This is a genomic window from Bradyrhizobium sp. SK17, from assembly GCF_002831585.1.
Lineage (GTDB): Bacteria > Pseudomonadota > Alphaproteobacteria > Rhizobiales > Xanthobacteraceae > Bradyrhizobium.
On sequence record NZ_CP025113.1, the window covers coordinates 854,460 to 870,816 of the forward strand.

A 16,357-nucleotide genomic window follows, 5' to 3' on the forward strand; every position below is an offset into this window, starting at 1 on the left:
GAGGACCGCATGAATCCCGATCTCGTCAAGATGATCTTCGGCCGCCTCAATCTGGAAGCGCTGCCGATCCACGAGCCGATCCTGGTCGGCACCTTCGCGGTGGTCGCGACCGGCGGCCTCGCGCTGTTCGCGCTCGTCACCTACTTCCGGCTCTGGGGCTATCTGTGGCGCGAGTGGTTCACCACCGTCGACCACAAGCGCATCGGCATCATGTACATGATCCTCGGCATCGTGATGCTGCTGCGCGGCTTCGCGGACGCGCTGATGATGCGCCTGCAGCAGGCGATCGCCTTCAACGGCTCCGACGGCTACCTGCCGGCCCATCACTACGACCAGGTCTTCACCGCCCACGGCGTGATCATGATCTTCTTCGTGGCGATGCCGCTGGTCACCGGCCTGATGAACTACGTGGTGCCGCTGCAAATCGGCGCCCGCGACGTCTCTTTCCCGTTCCTCAACAATTTCAGCTTCTGGATGACGGTCGGCGGCGCCGTGCTGGTGATGATGTCGCTGTTCGTCGGCGAGTTCGCCCGCACCGGCTGGCTCGCCTACCCGCCACTGTCGAACATCGGCTACAGTCCTGACGTCGGTGTCGACTATTACATATGGGGACTACAGGTCGCCGGCGTCGGCACGACGCTATCGGGCATCAACCTGGTCTGCACCATCGTCAAGCTGCGCGCGCCGGGCATGACGATGATGAAGATGCCGGTGTTCACCTGGACCTCGCTCTGCACCAACGTCCTGATCGTCGCTTCCTTCCCGGTCCTGACCGCGGTGCTGGCGCTGCTCTCGCTCGACCGTTACGTCGGCACCAATTTCTTCACGAACGACTTCGGCGGCAACCCGATGATGTACGTGAACCTGATCTGGATCTGGGGCCATCCCGAGGTCTACATCCTGGTGCTGCCGGCGTTCGGCATCTTCTCCGAGGTGACCGCGACGTTCTCCGGCAAGCGGCTGTTCGGCTACACCTCGATGGTCTACGCCACCGTCGTCATCACGATCCTCTCCTACCTGGTCTGGCTGCACCACTTCTTCACGATGGGCTCCGGCGCCAGCGTAAACTCGTTCTTCGGCATCACCACCATGATCATCTCGATCCCGACGGGCGCGAAGATGTTCAACTGGCTGTTCACGATGTATCGCGGCCGCATCCGCTTCGAGCTGCCGATGATGTGGACGGTGGCGTTCATGCTGACCTTCGTGATCGGCGGCATGACCGGCGTGCTGCTCGCGGTGCCGCCGGCCGATTTCGTGCTGCATAACAGCCTGTTCCTGATCGCGCATTTCCACAACGTGATCATCGGCGGCGTGCTGTTCGGCCTGTTCGCCGGCATCAACTACTGGTTCCCGAAGGCGTTCGGCTTCCGGCTCGATCCGTTCTGGGGCAAGCTGTCGTTCTGGTTCTGGGTCTCGGGCTTCTACTTCGCCTTCATGCCGCTCTACGTGCTCGGCCTGATGGGCGTGACGAGACGGCTCCGCGTGTTCGACGACCCCTCCTTGCAGATCTGGTTCGTGATCGCGGCCTTCGGCGCCTTCCTGATCCTGCTCGGCATCGGCGCGATGCTGGTGCAGTTCGCGGTCAGCATCCTCCGGCGCGAGCAGCTCAAGGACACCACCGGCGATCCCTGGAACGCACGGACGCTGGAATGGGCGACCTCCTCGCCGCCACCGGACTACAACTTCGCCTTCACGCCCGTGGTCTATGACAACGACGCCTGGTGGGACATGAAGCGCCGCGGCTACAAGCGCCCGCTGACCGGCTTCAAGCCGATCCACATGCCCTCCAACACCGGCACCGGCATCATCCTCGCCGGCTTCGCGACGGTGATGGGATTTGCGCTGATCTGGTACATCTGGTGGCTCGCCGCCGTCAGCTTCGTTGCGCTGCTCGCGGTCGCGATCGGCCATACCTTCAACTATCACCGCGACTTCCACATCCCTGCGGATGAGGTGGTGCGGACCGAAGACGCGCGGACGCGTGTTCTCGCCGCGGGAGCCCAGACATGAGCGTAGCAACGATAACCACTCAGGATTCCGAGCCGGTCTTCCACGTCGTCGACGAGCACGATCATCCGGAAGGCGCCAGCACCATGCTGGGCTTCTGGATCTACCTGATGAGCGACTGCCTCATCTTCGCGATGCTGTTTGCGACCTATGGCGTGCTCGGCGGCAACTATGCCGCCGGTCCGGCGCCGAAGGACCTGTTCGACCTCAAGCTGGTCGCGCTCAACACCACGATGCTGCTGCTCTCCTCGATCACCTATGGCTTCGCCATGCTGACGATGGAGAAGTCGAAGATCGGCCAGACCCAACTCTGGCTCGCGATCACCGGGCTGTTCGGCCTCGCCTTCCTCGGCATCGAGCTCACCGAGTTCGCCCACATGATCCATGAGGGCGCGACGCCGCAGCGCAGCGCCTTCCTGTCGTCGTTCTTCACGCTGGTCGGCACCCACGGCCTGCACGTCACCTTCGGCCTGGTCTGGCTGGTGACGCTGATGGTGCAGACTGCGCGTTTCGGCCTGACCGAAGCCAACCGGCGCCGGCTGATGTGCCTGTCGATGTTCTGGCACTTCCTGGACGTGGTCTGGATCGGCGTCTTCACCTTCGTCTACCTGCTGGGAATGCTGCGATGACAACAGAAGCCCGTACCCTCGAAGGCCATGGTGGCGGCCACGGCCATGACGACCACGGCGGCGCCGCGCACGGCTCGCTGAAGAGCTATCTGATCGGCTTCGGTCTCTCGGTCGTCCTCACCGCTATCCCGTTCTGGCTGGTGATGACCGGCGCGATCGCCGACAAGCAGGTCACCGCGCTGATCGTGCTGGTGCTCGCCGCGGTGCAGATCGTCGTGCACATGGTGTACTTCCTGCACATGAACACGCGGTCCGAGAACGGCTGGACCATGCTGGCGCTGATCTTCACCGTGATCATGGTGGTGATCGCGCTGACCGGCTCGCTGTGGGTCATGCATCACCTCAACGTCAACATGATGCCGATGCACGACATGAGCCAGATGCCGTGATGATGCGATCCGCCAGACCCTCGCTTGTGCTGCTCACGCTCGGCATGCTGGGCGTGGTACTGCTGAGCGCGCTCGGCGTCTGGCAGATCGAACGCAGGACCTGGAAGCTGGCGCTGATCGAGCGGGTCGAGCAGCGCATGCATGCCGTGCCGGTCGCGCCGCCGCCGCCATCGGCATGGCCGGCGGTCACCGCCGCGAGCGACGAGTACCGCCGCGTCACCCTGCGCGGCAGCTTCCTCGATGCCGACGAAACGCTGGTGCAAGCCGTCACGGCGGATGGTCCCGGCTTCTGGGTGCTGACCCCGCTGCAAGTCGCTGACGGAACCACGGTGCTGGTCAATCGCGGCTTTGTTCCGCCAGACAGGCGCGATCCCGCGACGCGGCGCGGCGGCGAGCCGCAGGGACCGGTCAGCGTCACCGGGCTGCTGCGGGTCTCGGAGCCGAACGGCGGCTTCTTGCGCAGCAATGACCCCGCGGCCGGACGCTGGTATTCCCGCGACGTCGCCGCGATCGCGGCAGTGCACGGATTGTCGAATGTGGCGCCGTTCTTCGTCGACGCCGATGCGACGCCAAATCCTGGCGGTTACCCGGTCGGCGGGCTCACGATCGTCCGGTTTCCGAACAACCACCTGATTTACGCGCTGACATGGTTCGCGCTGGCCCTTATGCTGGCGGGCGCGCTCCTGCGCGTCGCACGCGGCAGGGGCCGCGCCGGCGTCTCCGATCCAAGGTGGGACTCACGACGCGCCGCCGTGCGCCGCCTGATTGGCGCAGCCCGCAACCTGTCTCGCGACCCAGGCCCCGATGCTCGAGCGCACACCGGACCCGCATGACGAGAAAGCCGCGACCGGCGCCACCGTGAGCGCGGCTTCCGGCATGCCGTTCGATCTCGCGGCACCGGCCGACCTCGCGACCAATCGCAAGAACATGGCCCTGCTGGTCCAGCTGCGCTGGATCGCCGTGATCGGCCAGATCGCCACCATCGGCTTCGTGCAGTTCTGGATGGGCGTCGCGCTGCCGCTGCTGCCGATGGCGGCAGTGATCTCGGGGCTGGTGGTGCTCAACCTCGTCAGCCTGCTGTGGCTGCGCTACCGCGCTGACATCAACAACCGCGAGCTCTTGATCGCGCTGGCGCTCGACGTGGCGGCGCTGACCGCCCTGCTCTATCTCAGCGGCGGCGCCACCAATCCCTTCACGTCGCTCTATCTGCTGCAAGTGACGCTCGGCGCGGTGCTGCTCGATGCACCCTCGATCTGGTCGCTGGTCGCACTGGTCTGCATGAACTTCGCCTGGCTGACCAGCTACTACCGGCCGCTGGAGCTACCGCAGCACGGCTTTGCCGACGCGTTCAATCTCTATGTCATCGGCACCTTCATCGGGCTTGCGCTCGACGCCGTACTGCTGGTGATCTTCATGACCCGGATCAACCGCAACCTGCGCGATCGCGACCTTCGTCTCGCCGCGATGCGGCAGCAAGCCGCCGAGCAGGACCACATCGTCCAGATGGGGCTGCTCGCCTCGGGCGCCGCGCATGAGCTCGGCACGCCGCTCGCCTCGCTCTCGGTCATTCTGGGCGACTGGCGGCGGATGCCCGCGCTCGCCTCCGATCCCGAACTGTCACAGGACCTCGGCGAGATGGAGATCGCGGTCCAGCGCTGCAAATCGATCGTGACGGGCATCCTGCTGTCGGCAGGTGAGGCCCGCGGCGAAGGCTCCGCCCCGACCACGGTCGCCGAGTTCCTGACCGCGCTGGTCGAGGAATGGCGGACCACGCGACCGTCGGCCACGCTGTACTTCCGCAACGCCTTCGGCTCCGATCTGGCGATCGTCTCCGACATCGCGCTCAAGCAGGCGATCTTCAACGTGCTCGACAATGCCGCCGAGGTCTCGCGCGACTGGATCGAGCTGATGGCCGAGCGCAATGCCGACAGGCTGCTGCTGTCGGTGACCGATCGCGGCCCCGGCTTCTCGCGCGAGATGCTGGCGCATATCGGCAAGCCCTATCAGTCGACCAAGGGCAGCTCCGGCAGCGGCCTCGGCCTGTTCCTGGTGGTCAACGTCGTGCGCAAGCTCGGCGGTGTGGTGACGGCGCGCAATCGGCCGGACATCGGCGCCGCGGTCAGGCTCGAGCTGCCGCTCTCGACACTCGCGATCGGAGACGACCTTGACGGATGAACGCCAGCTCCTGATCGTCGAGGACGACGCCGGCTTCGCGCGCACGCTGAAGCGTTCGTTCGAGCGCCGCGGCTATGGCGTCGCGGTGTCGGCCTCGCTCGACGAGGTCCGCGAGCTGCTCGATCAGCAATCGCCGGGCTATGCCGTGGTCGACTTGAAGCTCGCCGGCGGCGCTTCGGGACTTGCCTGCGTCGAAGCGCTGCATGCGCATGATCCCGACATGCTGATCGTGGTGCTGACCGGGTTCGCCAGTATCGCAACAGCGGTCGAGGCGATCAAGCTCGGCGCCTGCCACTATCTGGCAAAACCCTCGAACACCGACGACATCGAGGCCGCGTTCCAGAAAGCCGCCGGCAACGCCGCCATCGAGGTCGGCGCGCGGCCGACCTCGATCAAGACGCTGGAATGGGAGCGCATCCACCAGACCCTGATGGAGACCGACTTCAACATCTCCGAGGCCGCCCGCCGCCTCGGCATGCACCGCCGGACGCTGGCCCGCAAGCTGGAGAAGCAGCGGGTGAAATGACGACTCGTTGCCGTGCTGTCACGAGTATGGCCGCAACATCGCACGGGTGTTGCTCGCGCTGTTCGGACTGACGCTGCTGTTCACGGCCGATCAACGGGACCCAATTTCGATTTCGATACTCCCGATCCGCGTTGGCGCCGGTGCCGAGGGCGGTAGTTCCTCGCCGATCGCGAGCCGCATCGCCACCACTTCTTGCTGTTGCTCGACGATGATCTCCTGGGCAATGCGCTGCAGTTGCGCATTGCTGCCGAAGAGCAGATAGACCTGGGCCATGTCGATCGCTGCTTGATGATGCGGCATCATCATCTGAACGAAGTCGTGGTCGAGCTTCCCGGTTGGCGGCGCGATCATGCCGTACATCATCTTTTCCATGGAATTGTTCATGGCGATCAGGTACGCGGTCTCATCACCAAACTTGTCGGTCCCGGCATTGCAGATCGACATCAGGTTCGACACCAGAAGCTGAAGTTGCGAAGGCGACTTCAACGCTGCCGGCGGCGCCAGCCTGCTTATCGCAACAAACATCGCAGCTGCACCGAAGAGTGCGCAGATGAGATAGACCGCGGATGTCTTCAGACGTTTCATGTTGCTGAACCGACGCTCGACACGTCGATTTCTCCTCTGTTGACGCGAGACTTCGAAGCTTCCACCTGATCCGGCGGACGGTGGCCCGCCCCGGAAGGACAGGCCACGGCGGTCATTCCGACTGGACCTGAAGGACTTCGCCGGGCTTGCCGTCGATCGAGGTCGCAATCACGAGATAACGCTTCGCGGCGCTGTGTTTCGCATCGACGATCTGTCGGATCGGACCGACAGCCTGGACGACTTGCGCACCGGCAGCATTGGTCATGAAGCTCGATAGGCCCTCGAGCGCGCCGCTGCCGTCGGGTTTGTCGGACAGAGCGAGGACATAGAGCTTCTTCGGCTCGAGACCGGTGACCGCCGCCTGGACAAACTGGGTCAGACCTTGCTCGAACAGCGATACGCTTGTCGGCGCCTTGCTGTTTTCGCGGCTTCCTTTCGTAACCAGCTTCAGATGGGCGGCCTGACTTGCGACGCCGAGCGGCACGAGGTTCTGCAGACCGTCGCCTTCGGGCACGGCATTCGGCACATAGGCGACAGCCTGTGCTCCCTGACCGATCGGAATGTTGGCGACGACCTTGTTGGCCAAAGTGTCGATCACCGCGAACTGGTCGGCATTTTCGAGACCGACATAAACACGCGTGCCGTCACCGGAAGGCCATATGCCGTGCGGCAGGCTACCGACCGGAATGGTCGCGACCTGTTCGAATGTGTCGGTGCGGAAAACCTTGACTTCGTTCAGTCCGCCGACAGTCACATAGGCGAAGCTGCCATTCTTGTTGATGACGAAATTGACGTGATTGGAGATCGGTCCCGTATCAATGGTCTTGACCAGGTCGAACGGTGGCTGGGCATTGAAAACCTGTGTCTTGCCGGTGTCCTTCAGCGTAAACCAGACCTGCTTGCCGTCGGCGGATGCAGCAATATTCGGGCAGAACGGGCTCGCCTGCTTCACGTGGCCGACGATCTTGTGGTCGGCGACAGTGATGACGGCAACTTCGGGCGTGAAGGACGAACACACATAGCCGTATTTGCCGTCCGGCGAGAAGATTTGCATCCCGGGCCCGTTGGCGACCTTGATGCGGGTTTTCTCCTCGAAACTATTGGCGTCGACGACCGAGACATAATCCTCGCCGCGTACCGTGACCCACACCTCCTTGCCGTCGGGGGTATAGAATGCCTCGTGCGGCGCACGACCAACGTAGGTCGTATGCTTGACCGCATTGGTCGCCGTGTCGATGAAGGTCAACGAGTTGGTACCGATCGATACGACAACGAGCGTCTTGTGATCGGGCGAGAAGCCGAGACCGTGAACGAGGACTTGCCCCCTATAGAGCGGGCTCAGATTGGCCGGCTGCGGGTCGCCAAGCCTGATGACACCGAGCAGCTTGTTATCGACCGGATCGGAAACAGAGACCGTGTTGGAATACTGCTCGGCGGCGTAGAGCCGATCCTTGTGACTGATCGGAATATCGGGATCGGATGCGGCGCCTGGTGCCTGCCCGGCAAAGCTTGCGATCGGGGTGAACATGCTCGCGGCGAGAAGGGCCAGGCGCAGAAGAGAAAGTCGCACGGGTTCGGTCCTTTCAATTGGCCGGCTCGTCGTCTGCACGACCGGCGCTCCGATGAAGGCACAGGCAAGCGATCGCCAAGCGCCGTGCGCATGGCTGCGATTTCCTGTTGGTGTTCGACGATGATTTCCCTCTACGGGGCAGCCGCAGCCGAGGAAGGATTTGCTGCTCAACCGGGTTGGCGTCGCGTCTTACATCCACGTTTCATGGTGAGCGGAATTAAGGTCGGGAACGGGTGAGCGACAAGGCCAAATATCCGTCATTTTCGGTCATTGACGGGAGCGGGGGTCAGATACCGCGCGAAGCTCTGCGAAGCGATTGAGGCGACCGGCCAAAGGCGCGGATGAAAGCGCGCCGCATCCTGTCTGGATCCTGGAAACCGGTCCTGGCAGCGACGCGATCAATCAGCTCCCCCTGGGACAAAACCCGCTCACGCGCCGCTTCGAGCCGCAGCCTTTCGATGGCCTTCGACGGTGTCGATCCGGTCTCGGCGGTGAAGACTCTCGCGAAGTGGCGAGAACTGAGGCCCGCTTGCTCAGCAAGGATCTCGACCGTCAGCGGTTGATCGAGATGTTCGCGCGCCCACGACAGCAAGGCGCTGAAACGACCGGTCGGCGTCTGCAACTCCAGCAGGGACGAAAATTGCGACTGGCCGCCGCCGCGTCGATGGTAAAGCACAAGCTGGCGCGCGGTGTCCCGAGCGATCACGTCGCCGTGGTCTTCGGCAACCATGGCAAGCGCCAGATCAATTCCTGCCGTGATGCCGGCGGAGGTCCAGATGTCGCCGTCGCGGAGGAAGATGCGGTCGGGATCCAGCTTCACTTTGGGATAACGCGAAATGAAATCCCGCGCGCGCCCCCAATGTGTGGTTGCTTGCCGTCCGTCCAGCAAGCCTGCTTCGGCAAGGATATAAGCGCCAGAACAAACGCTAGCCAACCTCACGCCTTGCTGGGCCAGCTGACGCACAAAGGAGATCGTCTCTCTGCATTCGATAGCCGAATGCACGCCGTGGCCGCCCGCCACGACGAGAGTCGAGAGCGAATTCGACGAAGCGAGGCTCGATGCAAGCACTTCGACGCCTGCCGAGCTCGGCACGGGCCCGGCGTTGATGGCGAGCATCCGAACCTCGGAGGTCTTTGATGCGAACCGGGCAGCAAACTCGAAAACCGCGATTGGGCCGGTCGCATCCAGCAATTGAAAGCCGGGAAAGATCAAGATGCCTATCATGGCCAGCTCCGCGATCGAGAGAGGACGTCTTGTCCGTAACATGGCAGCATGGCGGCGCCATGGCAGCGAAATCTGGTCGCTGCCGAATGGTTTTAAGCCTTGCAGAGTGCAGAGACCACGTCGCTGGTTGGGCGACACCGCCGCCCCCACGGCACGCAGCGGGTGCCACCAAGGTCTTGCGCGAGTGGATCGAACTAATGGCCGAGTGCAATAATGACAGGCTGCTGTCGGCGACCGTCGCGGCCCGATCGCGACGACGAACCGGATGAAGCTGAGTTGGCTGGCGAATGCAATGCAGCGAACCGATCCCGCCTCAGCCGGCCTTTTCGGTTGCCAGCCGCAGCCCCAGGGCAATGAAAACAACACCGCTCACGCGGTCGATCCATTTGCTTGCACGCGCAAACGCCGCGCGCACCCGTGGCGTCGTCATGAAATAGCTGACGCCGACGAACCAGAGGATCAGGCAACTCGCCATCACCAAGCCGTAGCCAAACCGGACCATGGCCGGCGTGTGGACGCTGACGACGGTGGCGAACACCGAAAGGAAGAAGAACACCGGCTTGGGATTGAGCGCGTTGGTGGCGAAGCCGAGGACAAAAGCCTTGATCAGCCCCTGTTCGGCGACGGGCTTCTGCTCAGGACCAAACGCGCGGTCCTGCGGCGGGGTCTTCTCCGTGGTGAGCGAGCCCGCGCGCAGCGCCTTGATCCCGATATAGACGAGATAGGCGACGCCGCACCATTTGACGATATTGAACAGCAGGATCGACTTCGAGATGATCATCCCGAGGCCAAGGATCGTGTAGCTGATGTGGAACAGCAGCGAGATGCCCAGCCCGAACGACGTGACGATGGCCGCTCTGCGACCGTGCACCACCGACTGACGCAGGACCATCGCAAGATCGGCACCGGGCGAGACGATCACAAAGGAAAAGATCGCCATCAGGGTCGCGAGTTCCGTCACGTAGATGCTCATCTTGAGAAGCCCACTTCCACCAGCGGTCGGAAACCGAGACCGCTTCGCAGTTTTCCGGATCATGCTCTAGCAACGCGACAACAAAAAGCCCGGTCTCGCGACCGGGCTTTTGTTTTTCAATCCGTCGAACCCTTTCAGGCGGCTTCGTCCTCGACGGCGGTATCGTCGCCGTCGTTGTCGAGATCCTCACCGTCGGCATCGCCCTCGGCGTCGCCTTCAGCGGACTCGGCCTTGGCGCCACGGCGCGGGCTCTTGGCGAGCTGGCCTTCGATCTCCTTGATCGCCTCGGTTTCGGTCGAGTGCTGCACGACAGCGATCTCGCGCGACAGACGGTCGAGAGCCGCTTCATAGAGCTGGCGTTCGGAGTAGGACTGCTCGGGCTGCGATTCCGAACGGTAGAGATCGCGGACCACCTCGGCGATCGCGACGATGTCGCCCGAGTTGATCTTCGCTTCGTATTCCTGGGCGCGGCGCGACCACATGGTACGCTTGACGCGGGCACGGCCCTTCAGCGTCTCCAGCGCCTTCTTGACCAGCGCCGGCTCCGACAGCTTGCGCATGCCGACATTGGCGACCTTCGCCGTCGGCACCCGCAGCGTCATCTTGTCCTTCATGAAATTGATCACGAACAGCTCGAGCTTGGCGCCCGCGATCTCCTGCTCCTCGATCGCCAGGATCTGGCCGACGCCGTGAGCGGGATAGACGACGAATTCGTTGGCCTTGAAGCCCTGGCGCTGGGTCACGACCTTCTTCGGCTCCTCGACGCGCGGGGCGGCGGTGGCCGGCTTGGCGGCAACCTTCGGGGCAGCGGCGGGCGCGGCGGCCTTCGGGGCAGCCGGCTTCGGCGCAGCAGCAGCAGTCTTGGGGCGACCTTCGCGGCGGCAGCGGGTTTCGCAGCCGTCGCCTTGGTGGCAGGCTTGGCAGTCTTTTCTGGCATCACGCTTCTTTTGTTCTTTGAGGACTTTGCAGCCGCCGCCTTCTTAGGCGCCTTCACGGACGCCTTGGCACGGCCTTTGGTTGCGCTGCGAGCAACGACAGCGGCTTTCTTTGTCGTCTTTGAAGCACTCTTTTTACGCGTTTTCTGTGACACAGCCTGCGCGCGGAAACTGCCACGCCCCTGTTCGATGTTGCGGGAACCTCGAAGCCACAAGGTACGCATGGCAGGGGGTTCTTGGCCTGTAATGTGCCCAATATAGCACATTTTCCGCAAAAATCAATGATTTACGCCCGATTCCGGGCATAACAGGGGATCTGCCGGTCATATGTCCGTCATTAGGGTTAAATCGACGGCCGGACGGAACGACCGCGGGCCAAAGCCCGTCCTTATCGGGGTAGTCTCAGGCTGATCTCGGTCGATCGTGACGAATCAGTCGCCACTGCCCGGATTCGGAGAAAAATATTTCTCGAACTTGCCTTCCTTGCCTTCCCACTCCTTGGCGTCTTCGGGCGAGTCCTTCTTCTGGGTGATGTTCGGCCAGCTCTTGGCGTAGTCGCGGTTGACCTCGAGCCACTTTTCCAGCCCCGGCTCGGTGTCCGGCTTGATCGCGTCGGCCGGGCATTCAGGCTCGCACACGCCGCAATCGATGCATTCGTCGGGATGGATGACCAGCATGTTCTCGCCCTCGTAGAAGCAATCGACGGGGCAGACCTCGACGCAGTCGGTATATTTGCACTTGATGCAGGCTTCAGTGACGACGTAGGTCATCCAAAACTCCGGGACGATCGATTTTTCTGGGGTTGCGTAGCGCAGGAATACCGGGGCCGCAAGGGAAGCTGGCTCTGAAAAACGCCAGTATTCTCACGCCCCTGCCACCCCAAATTCAGATAGCAAGCGCTAGATAACTACTCCTTACCGGCTTGCAAATTGCCGGCCTGCACATCCTCATACAGCACGCGCGCCGCGGTCGCGTCGCCACGCCGTTCGGCGAAGCCGATCACCTTCAGCACGCGGACACTGTTGTCGAGCGCTATGGTGACGACGTCGCCGGCCTTCACCGCATGGCCCGGCGATTTCTCGCGCGTGCCGTTGATGCGGACATGACCTGACGCGACGAGCTCAGCCGCGCTGGTGCGGGCCTTCACCACCCGCGCGTGCCACAACCATTTGTCGAGGCGCTGTCGATCCAAAAGTCAGACCAGGGGTTGGACTATTCCTTGCGCCCTGCGAGCTGCTCTTTCAGCGCCGCGAGCTTGGCGAATGGCGAATTCGGATCGATCGGACGGTCGCGCTCGCGCGGCGCGCTCGAGGCGTAGGGCCGATGCGAAGGACCGCCGTCGCGCTTGTCGCGACCGCCGCCCTTGCCGAAGTCGCGGCCGCCGCGATCGCGATCCCCGCGCTCGCCCTTGCGATCGCCACCACCGAACTTGTTGTCGCGGCGACGCTCATTGTTGTCGCGATCGCGGCCTTTGCCTTCAGAGCGCTGGCCCTCGAAGCGCTCGCGACGCTGGCCCTTATCGTCACGATGATCCTGGCGGTTGTCGCGGGCCTGCGCGCCGTCGGCGGGCGCCGCAGACGGATCGGCCGGCGCACCGGGACGCGGCGCACGGAAATCCTGGTGACGGCGCGGACGGCGATGCTGCTCGCGCTTGGCTTCCCCTTCGGCCCCGCCTTCGGCCGCTTGCGCGCCCTCACCCGGCTTGCCCTGGTGACGGCCGCGGTTGCGATCCTGGCCGCGATGGTGATGCGGACGGCGCTCGTCTGAGCGGCCGCCGGGACGCCAGACCTCGACCAGTTGCGGCTCGGCCGGCGTCTCCGCCGGCGCAGCAGCGGCCTCAGTGGTCGCCGCCTCGGTACCCGCGGTCTCAGCAGGAGCCTCAGCAGTGGCCTCGGCCGGCGTCTCCGCGACCGCCTCCACCGCAGGGGCGGGCTCTTCCACCGCAGGCGCGGCCTCGGCAGCGGACGCCTCGGCAACCGGCTGTTCGGCAACAGCAGCGGGCTCCGCGGCGGCCTCCACCTTGGTCTCGATCACGACCGGCGTCGCCTCGCTGGAGACGACCTCGGCGAAGCCGACATCGGGCAGCAGCGCGGCCGACGGCGCGGGATCGCCGGACACGACCTGATCGGTCACAGCCTCCGGCGCATCGGCCGTGACCTCGGCAGCGGCCTCAGCTGGCGCATCGACAGTGGCATCGGAGCCTGCCTCGACGGACGCCTCGGCGGCCGGCGTCTCGGTGGTCACGGTCTCGGTGGCCTCAGCCGGGGCAGCCTCGACAGGCTTCGGCGGCAGCGGCGGACGGCGGTCCATGCGGTAGCCGAGCGCGCGCAGGATCGAGGCGAAATCCTCACCGGCGGAGCCGGTCAGCGAGGTCATCGCCTGGGTCACGACAAAGCCGCGGCCGTCGAATGCACCGGCGGGCTTCTCGCCCGGCGAGGTCTCGCGCCAGGCCAGCGCCGGGCGGATCAGGTCGGCAAGCCGCTCCAGGATGTCGACGCGCACCGCGCGCTCGCCGCACTGGCGATAGCCGAGCACGCGATAGCCATCGCGCGGCAGGGCCTTGTCGACCGGGAATGAGGTGCGGCCGCTGGAGGCGAGATGCTGCACATTGGATAGCGCCGCCATGTCGACATTGCTCTGCTTCTCGGCCCACAACAGCGAGGCCAGCGAGCGTGCCGCTGGCTTCAGAAGCTGCGGGAAATAGATGTGGTAGGCGCCGAACCGCACGCCGTATTTGCGCAGCGCCGCGCGCGACGGCTGGTCGAGATCCTTCATCTCGGCCGCGATCCTGGTGCGCTCCAGCACGCCGAGCGCCTCGACCAACTGGAAGGCGATGCCGCGGGCGATGCCCTGGAGATCCTCGGCCTTGGACAGCTCGAACAGCGGCCCGAGCAGCTTCTCGACATGGGTCTTGAGCCAGAGATCGAGCCTGGTCTGAACCGCCTCGCGCGAGGCCCCGGTCAGCCGCTCGTCGGAGATGATGCGCAGCCGCGGATGCAGCGCGTCGTCGGCCGCGACCAGCTTGGCGACCGCGTCGCCGGTCCAGCGGATGGTGCCGTCGGAGGTCAGCACGAACTGTTCGTCGGGGGCCGCACCCAGCTTCTCGGCGCGTGCATCGATCTCGCGCGCCAGCACCTGCTGGGCGGCGGCTTGCAGCGCCTTGGCGTCGCTGCCGGCCTCGGCCGCATCGGGTGCGAAGGTGAAACCATCGAGCCGGCCGATCACGTGGCCTTCCACGATCACTTCACCGGTCTTGCCAATTTCCGTATTCAAAACTGAGTTCTCCCGCAGGCGGCGCATCAATACACTGGTCCGCCTGTCAACGAAACGCTCCGTGAGCCGTTCATGCAGCGCATCGGATAATTTATTTTCGAGGTCGCGCGTGATGCCCTGCCAATGGTCCGGGTCGTAGAGCCAGTCCGGCCGGTTGGCAACAAAGGTCCAGGTCCGGATCTGCGCGATCCGGCCCGATAGCGTGTCGATATCGCCGTCGGTCCGGTTGGCCTGGTCGACCTGGGCGGCAAACCATGCGTCAGGGATACGCCCCTTTTGCATCAGGAAGCCGTACAGCGTGGTCACGAGTTCGGCATGGGCGGCCGGCGACAGCTTTCGGTAATCAGGAACCTGGCAGGCCTCCCACAGCCGCTCCACGGCCTTGGGCCCATGCGCCCATTCGCGCACCTCGGCGTCGCGTGCGACATGCTCGAGCACGCGCATATCCTCGGCGACCGGGGCCCGCGTCAGTGCCTCATGATTGGGCGACAGCGCCAGCGACACCTGCAACGCACCGAGCGAGGAGAAATCCAGCTTGGCGTTGCGCCATTGCAGCATTTTCACGCTGTCGAAAGTGTGGTTCTGCAACGCATTGACGAGCTCGGGCTCGAACGGCGCGCAGCGGCCGGTGGTACCGAAGGTGCCGTTGCGCGTGGCGCGGCCGGCGCGGCCCGCGATCTGGGCGAATTCGGCCGGGGTCAGGCGGCGGAACTGATAGCCGTCATACTTGCGATCGGAAGCGAAGGCGACGTGATCGACGTCGAGATTGAGCCCCATGCCGACCGCGTCGGTGGCGACGAGATAGTCGACATCGCCGTTCTGGAACATCGCGACCTGCGCGTTGCGCGTGCGTGGGCTGAGCGAGCCCAGCACCACGGCTGCGCCGCCATGCTGGCGGCGGATCAATTCGGCGATCGCGTAGACTTCATCGGCGGAGAACGCCACGATCGCAGTTCGTCGCGGCTGCCGCGTGATCTTGCGGTCGCCGGCGAATTCGAGCTGCGACAATCTGGGTCGCGTGATGATCGATGCGCCAGGCAGCAGCCGCTCGATGATCGGACGCATCGTCGCAGCCCCCAGCAGCAGCGTCTCGTCGCGGCCGCGGCGGTTCAGGATGCGATCGGTGAAGACATGCCCGCGCTCCAGATCCGCGGCGATCTGGATCTCGTCGACGGCGAGGAACGACACGTCGAGATCGCGCGGCATCGCCTCGACAGTCGAGACCCAGAAGCGCGGCGCCTTCGGCTTGATCTTCTCCTCGCCGGTGACCAGCGCGACATTGTCGACGCCGGCACGGTCCGCGATCTTGTTGTAGACCTCGCGTGCCAGGAGCCGCAGCGGCAGCCCGATCAGCCCCGACGAATGCGCCAGCATGCGCTCGATCGCCAGATGCGTCTTGCCGGTGTTGGTCGGCCCCAGCACCGCGGTGACACCAGCCCCGGGCACGCGGTCATTTCCGAACGAAGTTGAGAAAACCATATTTTGCAGGTGTTTCTTGAACTGTTGGCGAAACGCTCAATCCGTCATTGGCTTGCTCGGTGTCATCACCCGCGCATGCGGGTGATCCAGTATTCCAGAGACGGTCGTGCTTGAGCCGATAGGCCGCGGCGTACTGGGTCGCCCCGGTCAAGCCGGGCGACGACAACGGTGGATGAGGACAAAGCTTCACATCCTCTCAGGGTGACGGTTTGGCAGCGTGTTTCGCACCGGCAGAGTGTTTCGCAAAATCTGTCTCACAATGCGACGCTTTCCGTGTCGCTCTTAAGCTTCGGAACGAGTCCGGAACGAATCGCGGCCGAATCGCTGACTCCATTCCAGGCTCGAAACGTTCACCGCAACATCTCGGGTGAGCTGACGGCGGCGGCACTAGATCAAGTTTGAGAGGGCTCCACAAGCACAGGATATGCGGACTGAATTCCTTAAATTCCAGAGGTACCCGAGTCGAATCAGAAGCGGGCAAGAGTCAACCGGATTCCATGACGTTTGTTGCATGAGGCTTGAGCCTCGCCCCTGCCCAACCCGTCATCCTGAGGAGCGCGAAGCGCGTCTCGAAGGATGCACGGCCTC

The 16,357-nt window shown here is 64.1% G+C and carries 13 protein-coding genes and 1 pseudogene; 6 read left to right on the plus strand and 8 right to left on the minus strand.

Annotated features, from left to right (window positions below):
* Positions 1–9 precede the first annotated feature (9 nt).
* From cyoB to CWS35_RS04000, 6 genes are read left to right on the plus strand one after another with little or no spacing between them, the layout of a single operon-like run.
* Positions 10–2,013 (plus strand): cytochrome o ubiquinol oxidase subunit I, encoded by a 2,004-nt coding sequence (gene cyoB / locus CWS35_RS03975; RefSeq protein WP_100950899.1) that lies wholly within the window; start codon positions 10–12, stop codon positions 2,011–2,013.
* Positions 2,010–2,639 carry a cytochrome o ubiquinol oxidase subunit III gene (gene cyoC / locus CWS35_RS03980; protein WP_024582660.1) on the plus strand — a complete coding sequence of 210 codons (630 nt, stop codon included), beginning with the start codon at positions 2,010–2,012 and terminating at the stop codon, positions 2,637–2,639. Before cyoB ends, cyoC begins: the two co-directional genes overlap by 4 nt.
* Entirely contained in the window at positions 2,636–3,028 is a 393-nt protein-coding gene (cyoD, locus tag CWS35_RS03985) for a cytochrome o ubiquinol oxidase subunit IV (protein ID WP_024582659.1), read from the plus strand. Before cyoC ends, cyoD begins: the two co-directional genes overlap by 4 nt.
* A complete protein-coding gene (locus CWS35_RS03990; RefSeq protein ID WP_210202765.1) occupies positions 3,028–3,861 on the plus strand; it encodes an SURF1 family protein in 834 nt (277 codons plus the stop codon). The genes cyoD and CWS35_RS03990 overlap by 1 nt, the downstream gene beginning before the upstream one ends.
* The gene (locus CWS35_RS03995; protein WP_100950901.1) at positions 3,833–5,203 is read left to right on the plus strand and encodes an ATP-binding protein; all 1,371 of its coding nucleotides are present in this window, start codon (positions 3,833–3,835) and stop codon (positions 5,201–5,203) included. Before CWS35_RS03990 ends, CWS35_RS03995 begins: the two co-directional genes overlap by 29 nt.
* Positions 5,193–5,729 carry a response regulator transcription factor gene (locus CWS35_RS04000; RefSeq protein WP_024582656.1) on the plus strand — a complete coding sequence of 179 codons (537 nt, stop codon included), beginning with the start codon at positions 5,193–5,195 and terminating at the stop codon, positions 5,727–5,729. The genes CWS35_RS03995 and CWS35_RS04000 overlap by 11 nt, the downstream gene beginning before the upstream one ends.
* Positions 5,730–5,819: 90 nt before the next feature.
* On the opposite strand, the gene CWS35_RS04005 is transcribed toward CWS35_RS04000, so the two are convergent.
* The 8 genes and pseudogenes from CWS35_RS04005 to CWS35_RS04040 all read right to left on the minus strand — a co-directional run bounded on the left by CWS35_RS04005 (position 5,820) and on the right by CWS35_RS04040 (position 15,769).
* Entirely contained in the window at positions 5,820–6,314 is a 495-nt protein-coding gene (locus CWS35_RS04005; RefSeq protein ID WP_245438867.1) for a DUF305 domain-containing protein, read from the minus strand.
* A gap of 112 nt (positions 6,315–6,426) precedes the next feature.
* Positions 6,427–7,842: a YncE family protein gene (locus tag CWS35_RS04010; RefSeq protein WP_100950903.1), complete on the minus strand. Its 1,416-nt coding sequence runs from the start codon at positions 7,840–7,842 to the stop codon at positions 6,427–6,429.
* 328 nt (positions 7,843–8,170) lie between these two features.
* The gene (locus tag CWS35_RS04015; RefSeq protein WP_024582653.1) at positions 8,171–9,109 is read right to left on the minus strand and encodes a GlxA family transcriptional regulator; all 939 of its coding nucleotides are present in this window, start codon (positions 9,107–9,109) and stop codon (positions 8,171–8,173) included.
* Positions 9,110–9,422: 313 nt separating this feature from the next.
* Positions 9,423–10,082 (minus strand): LysE family translocator, encoded by a 660-nt coding sequence (locus tag CWS35_RS04020; protein WP_024582652.1) that lies wholly within the window; start codon positions 10,080–10,082, stop codon positions 9,423–9,425.
* A 134-nt stretch (positions 10,083–10,216) separates the two neighbouring features.
* Positions 10,217–11,019 (minus strand): annotated as a pseudogene (locus tag CWS35_RS04025) (CarD family transcriptional regulator).
* Positions 11,020–11,448: 429 nt separating this feature from the next.
* A complete protein-coding gene (fdxA, locus tag CWS35_RS04030) occupies positions 11,449–11,787 on the minus strand; it encodes a ferredoxin FdxA (RefSeq protein WP_016844914.1) in 339 nt (112 codons plus the stop codon).
* Positions 11,788–11,924: 137 nt separating this feature from the next.
* Positions 11,925–12,209, minus strand: a complete 285-nt coding sequence (locus CWS35_RS04035) for an RNA-binding S4 domain-containing protein (RefSeq protein WP_100950905.1) — start codon at positions 12,207–12,209, stop codon at positions 11,925–11,927.
* 20 nt (positions 12,210–12,229) lie between these two features.
* Complete coding sequence (locus tag CWS35_RS04040) at positions 12,230–15,769, minus strand: helicase-related protein (RefSeq protein ID WP_100950907.1); 3,540 nt, start codon at positions 15,767–15,769, stop codon at positions 12,230–12,232.
* Positions 15,770–16,357 lie beyond the last annotated feature (588 nt).

Excerpts from the sequence above, each read along its gene's own strand:
- CWS35_RS03990 (WP_210202765.1), top strand. The coding sequence starts at position 3,028 with ATGATGCGATCCGCCAGACCCTCGCTTGTGCTGCTCACGCTCGGCATG.
- cyoC (WP_024582660.1), top strand. The coding sequence starts at position 2,010 with ATGAGCGTAGCAACGATAACCACTCAGGATTCCGAGCCGGTCTTCCAC.
- CWS35_RS03995 (WP_100950901.1), top strand. The coding sequence starts at position 3,833 with ATGCTCGAGCGCACACCGGACCCGCATGACGAGAAAGCCGCGACCGGC.
- CWS35_RS04015 (WP_024582653.1), bottom strand. The coding sequence starts at position 9,109 with ATGATAGGCATCTTGATCTTTCCCGGCTTTCAATTGCTGGATGCGACC.
- CWS35_RS04040 (WP_100950907.1), bottom strand. The coding sequence starts at position 15,769 with ATGGTTTTCTCAACTTCGTTCGGAAATGACCGCGTGCCCGGGGCTGGT.
- CWS35_RS04010 (WP_100950903.1), bottom strand. The coding sequence starts at position 7,842 with ATGTTCACCCCGATCGCAAGCTTTGCCGGGCAGGCACCAGGCGCCGCA.
- CWS35_RS04020 (WP_024582652.1), bottom strand. The coding sequence starts at position 10,082 with ATGAGCATCTACGTGACGGAACTCGCGACCCTGATGGCGATCTTTTCC.
- CWS35_RS04005 (WP_245438867.1), bottom strand. The coding sequence starts at position 6,314 with ATGAAACGTCTGAAGACATCCGCGGTCTATCTCATCTGCGCACTCTTC.
- fdxA (WP_016844914.1), bottom strand. The coding sequence starts at position 11,787 with ATGACCTACGTCGTCACTGAAGCCTGCATCAAGTGCAAATATACCGAC.
- cyoB (WP_100950899.1), top strand. The coding sequence starts at position 10 with ATGAATCCCGATCTCGTCAAGATGATCTTCGGCCGCCTCAATCTGGAA.
- cyoD (WP_024582659.1), top strand. The coding sequence starts at position 2,636 with ATGACAACAGAAGCCCGTACCCTCGAAGGCCATGGTGGCGGCCACGGC.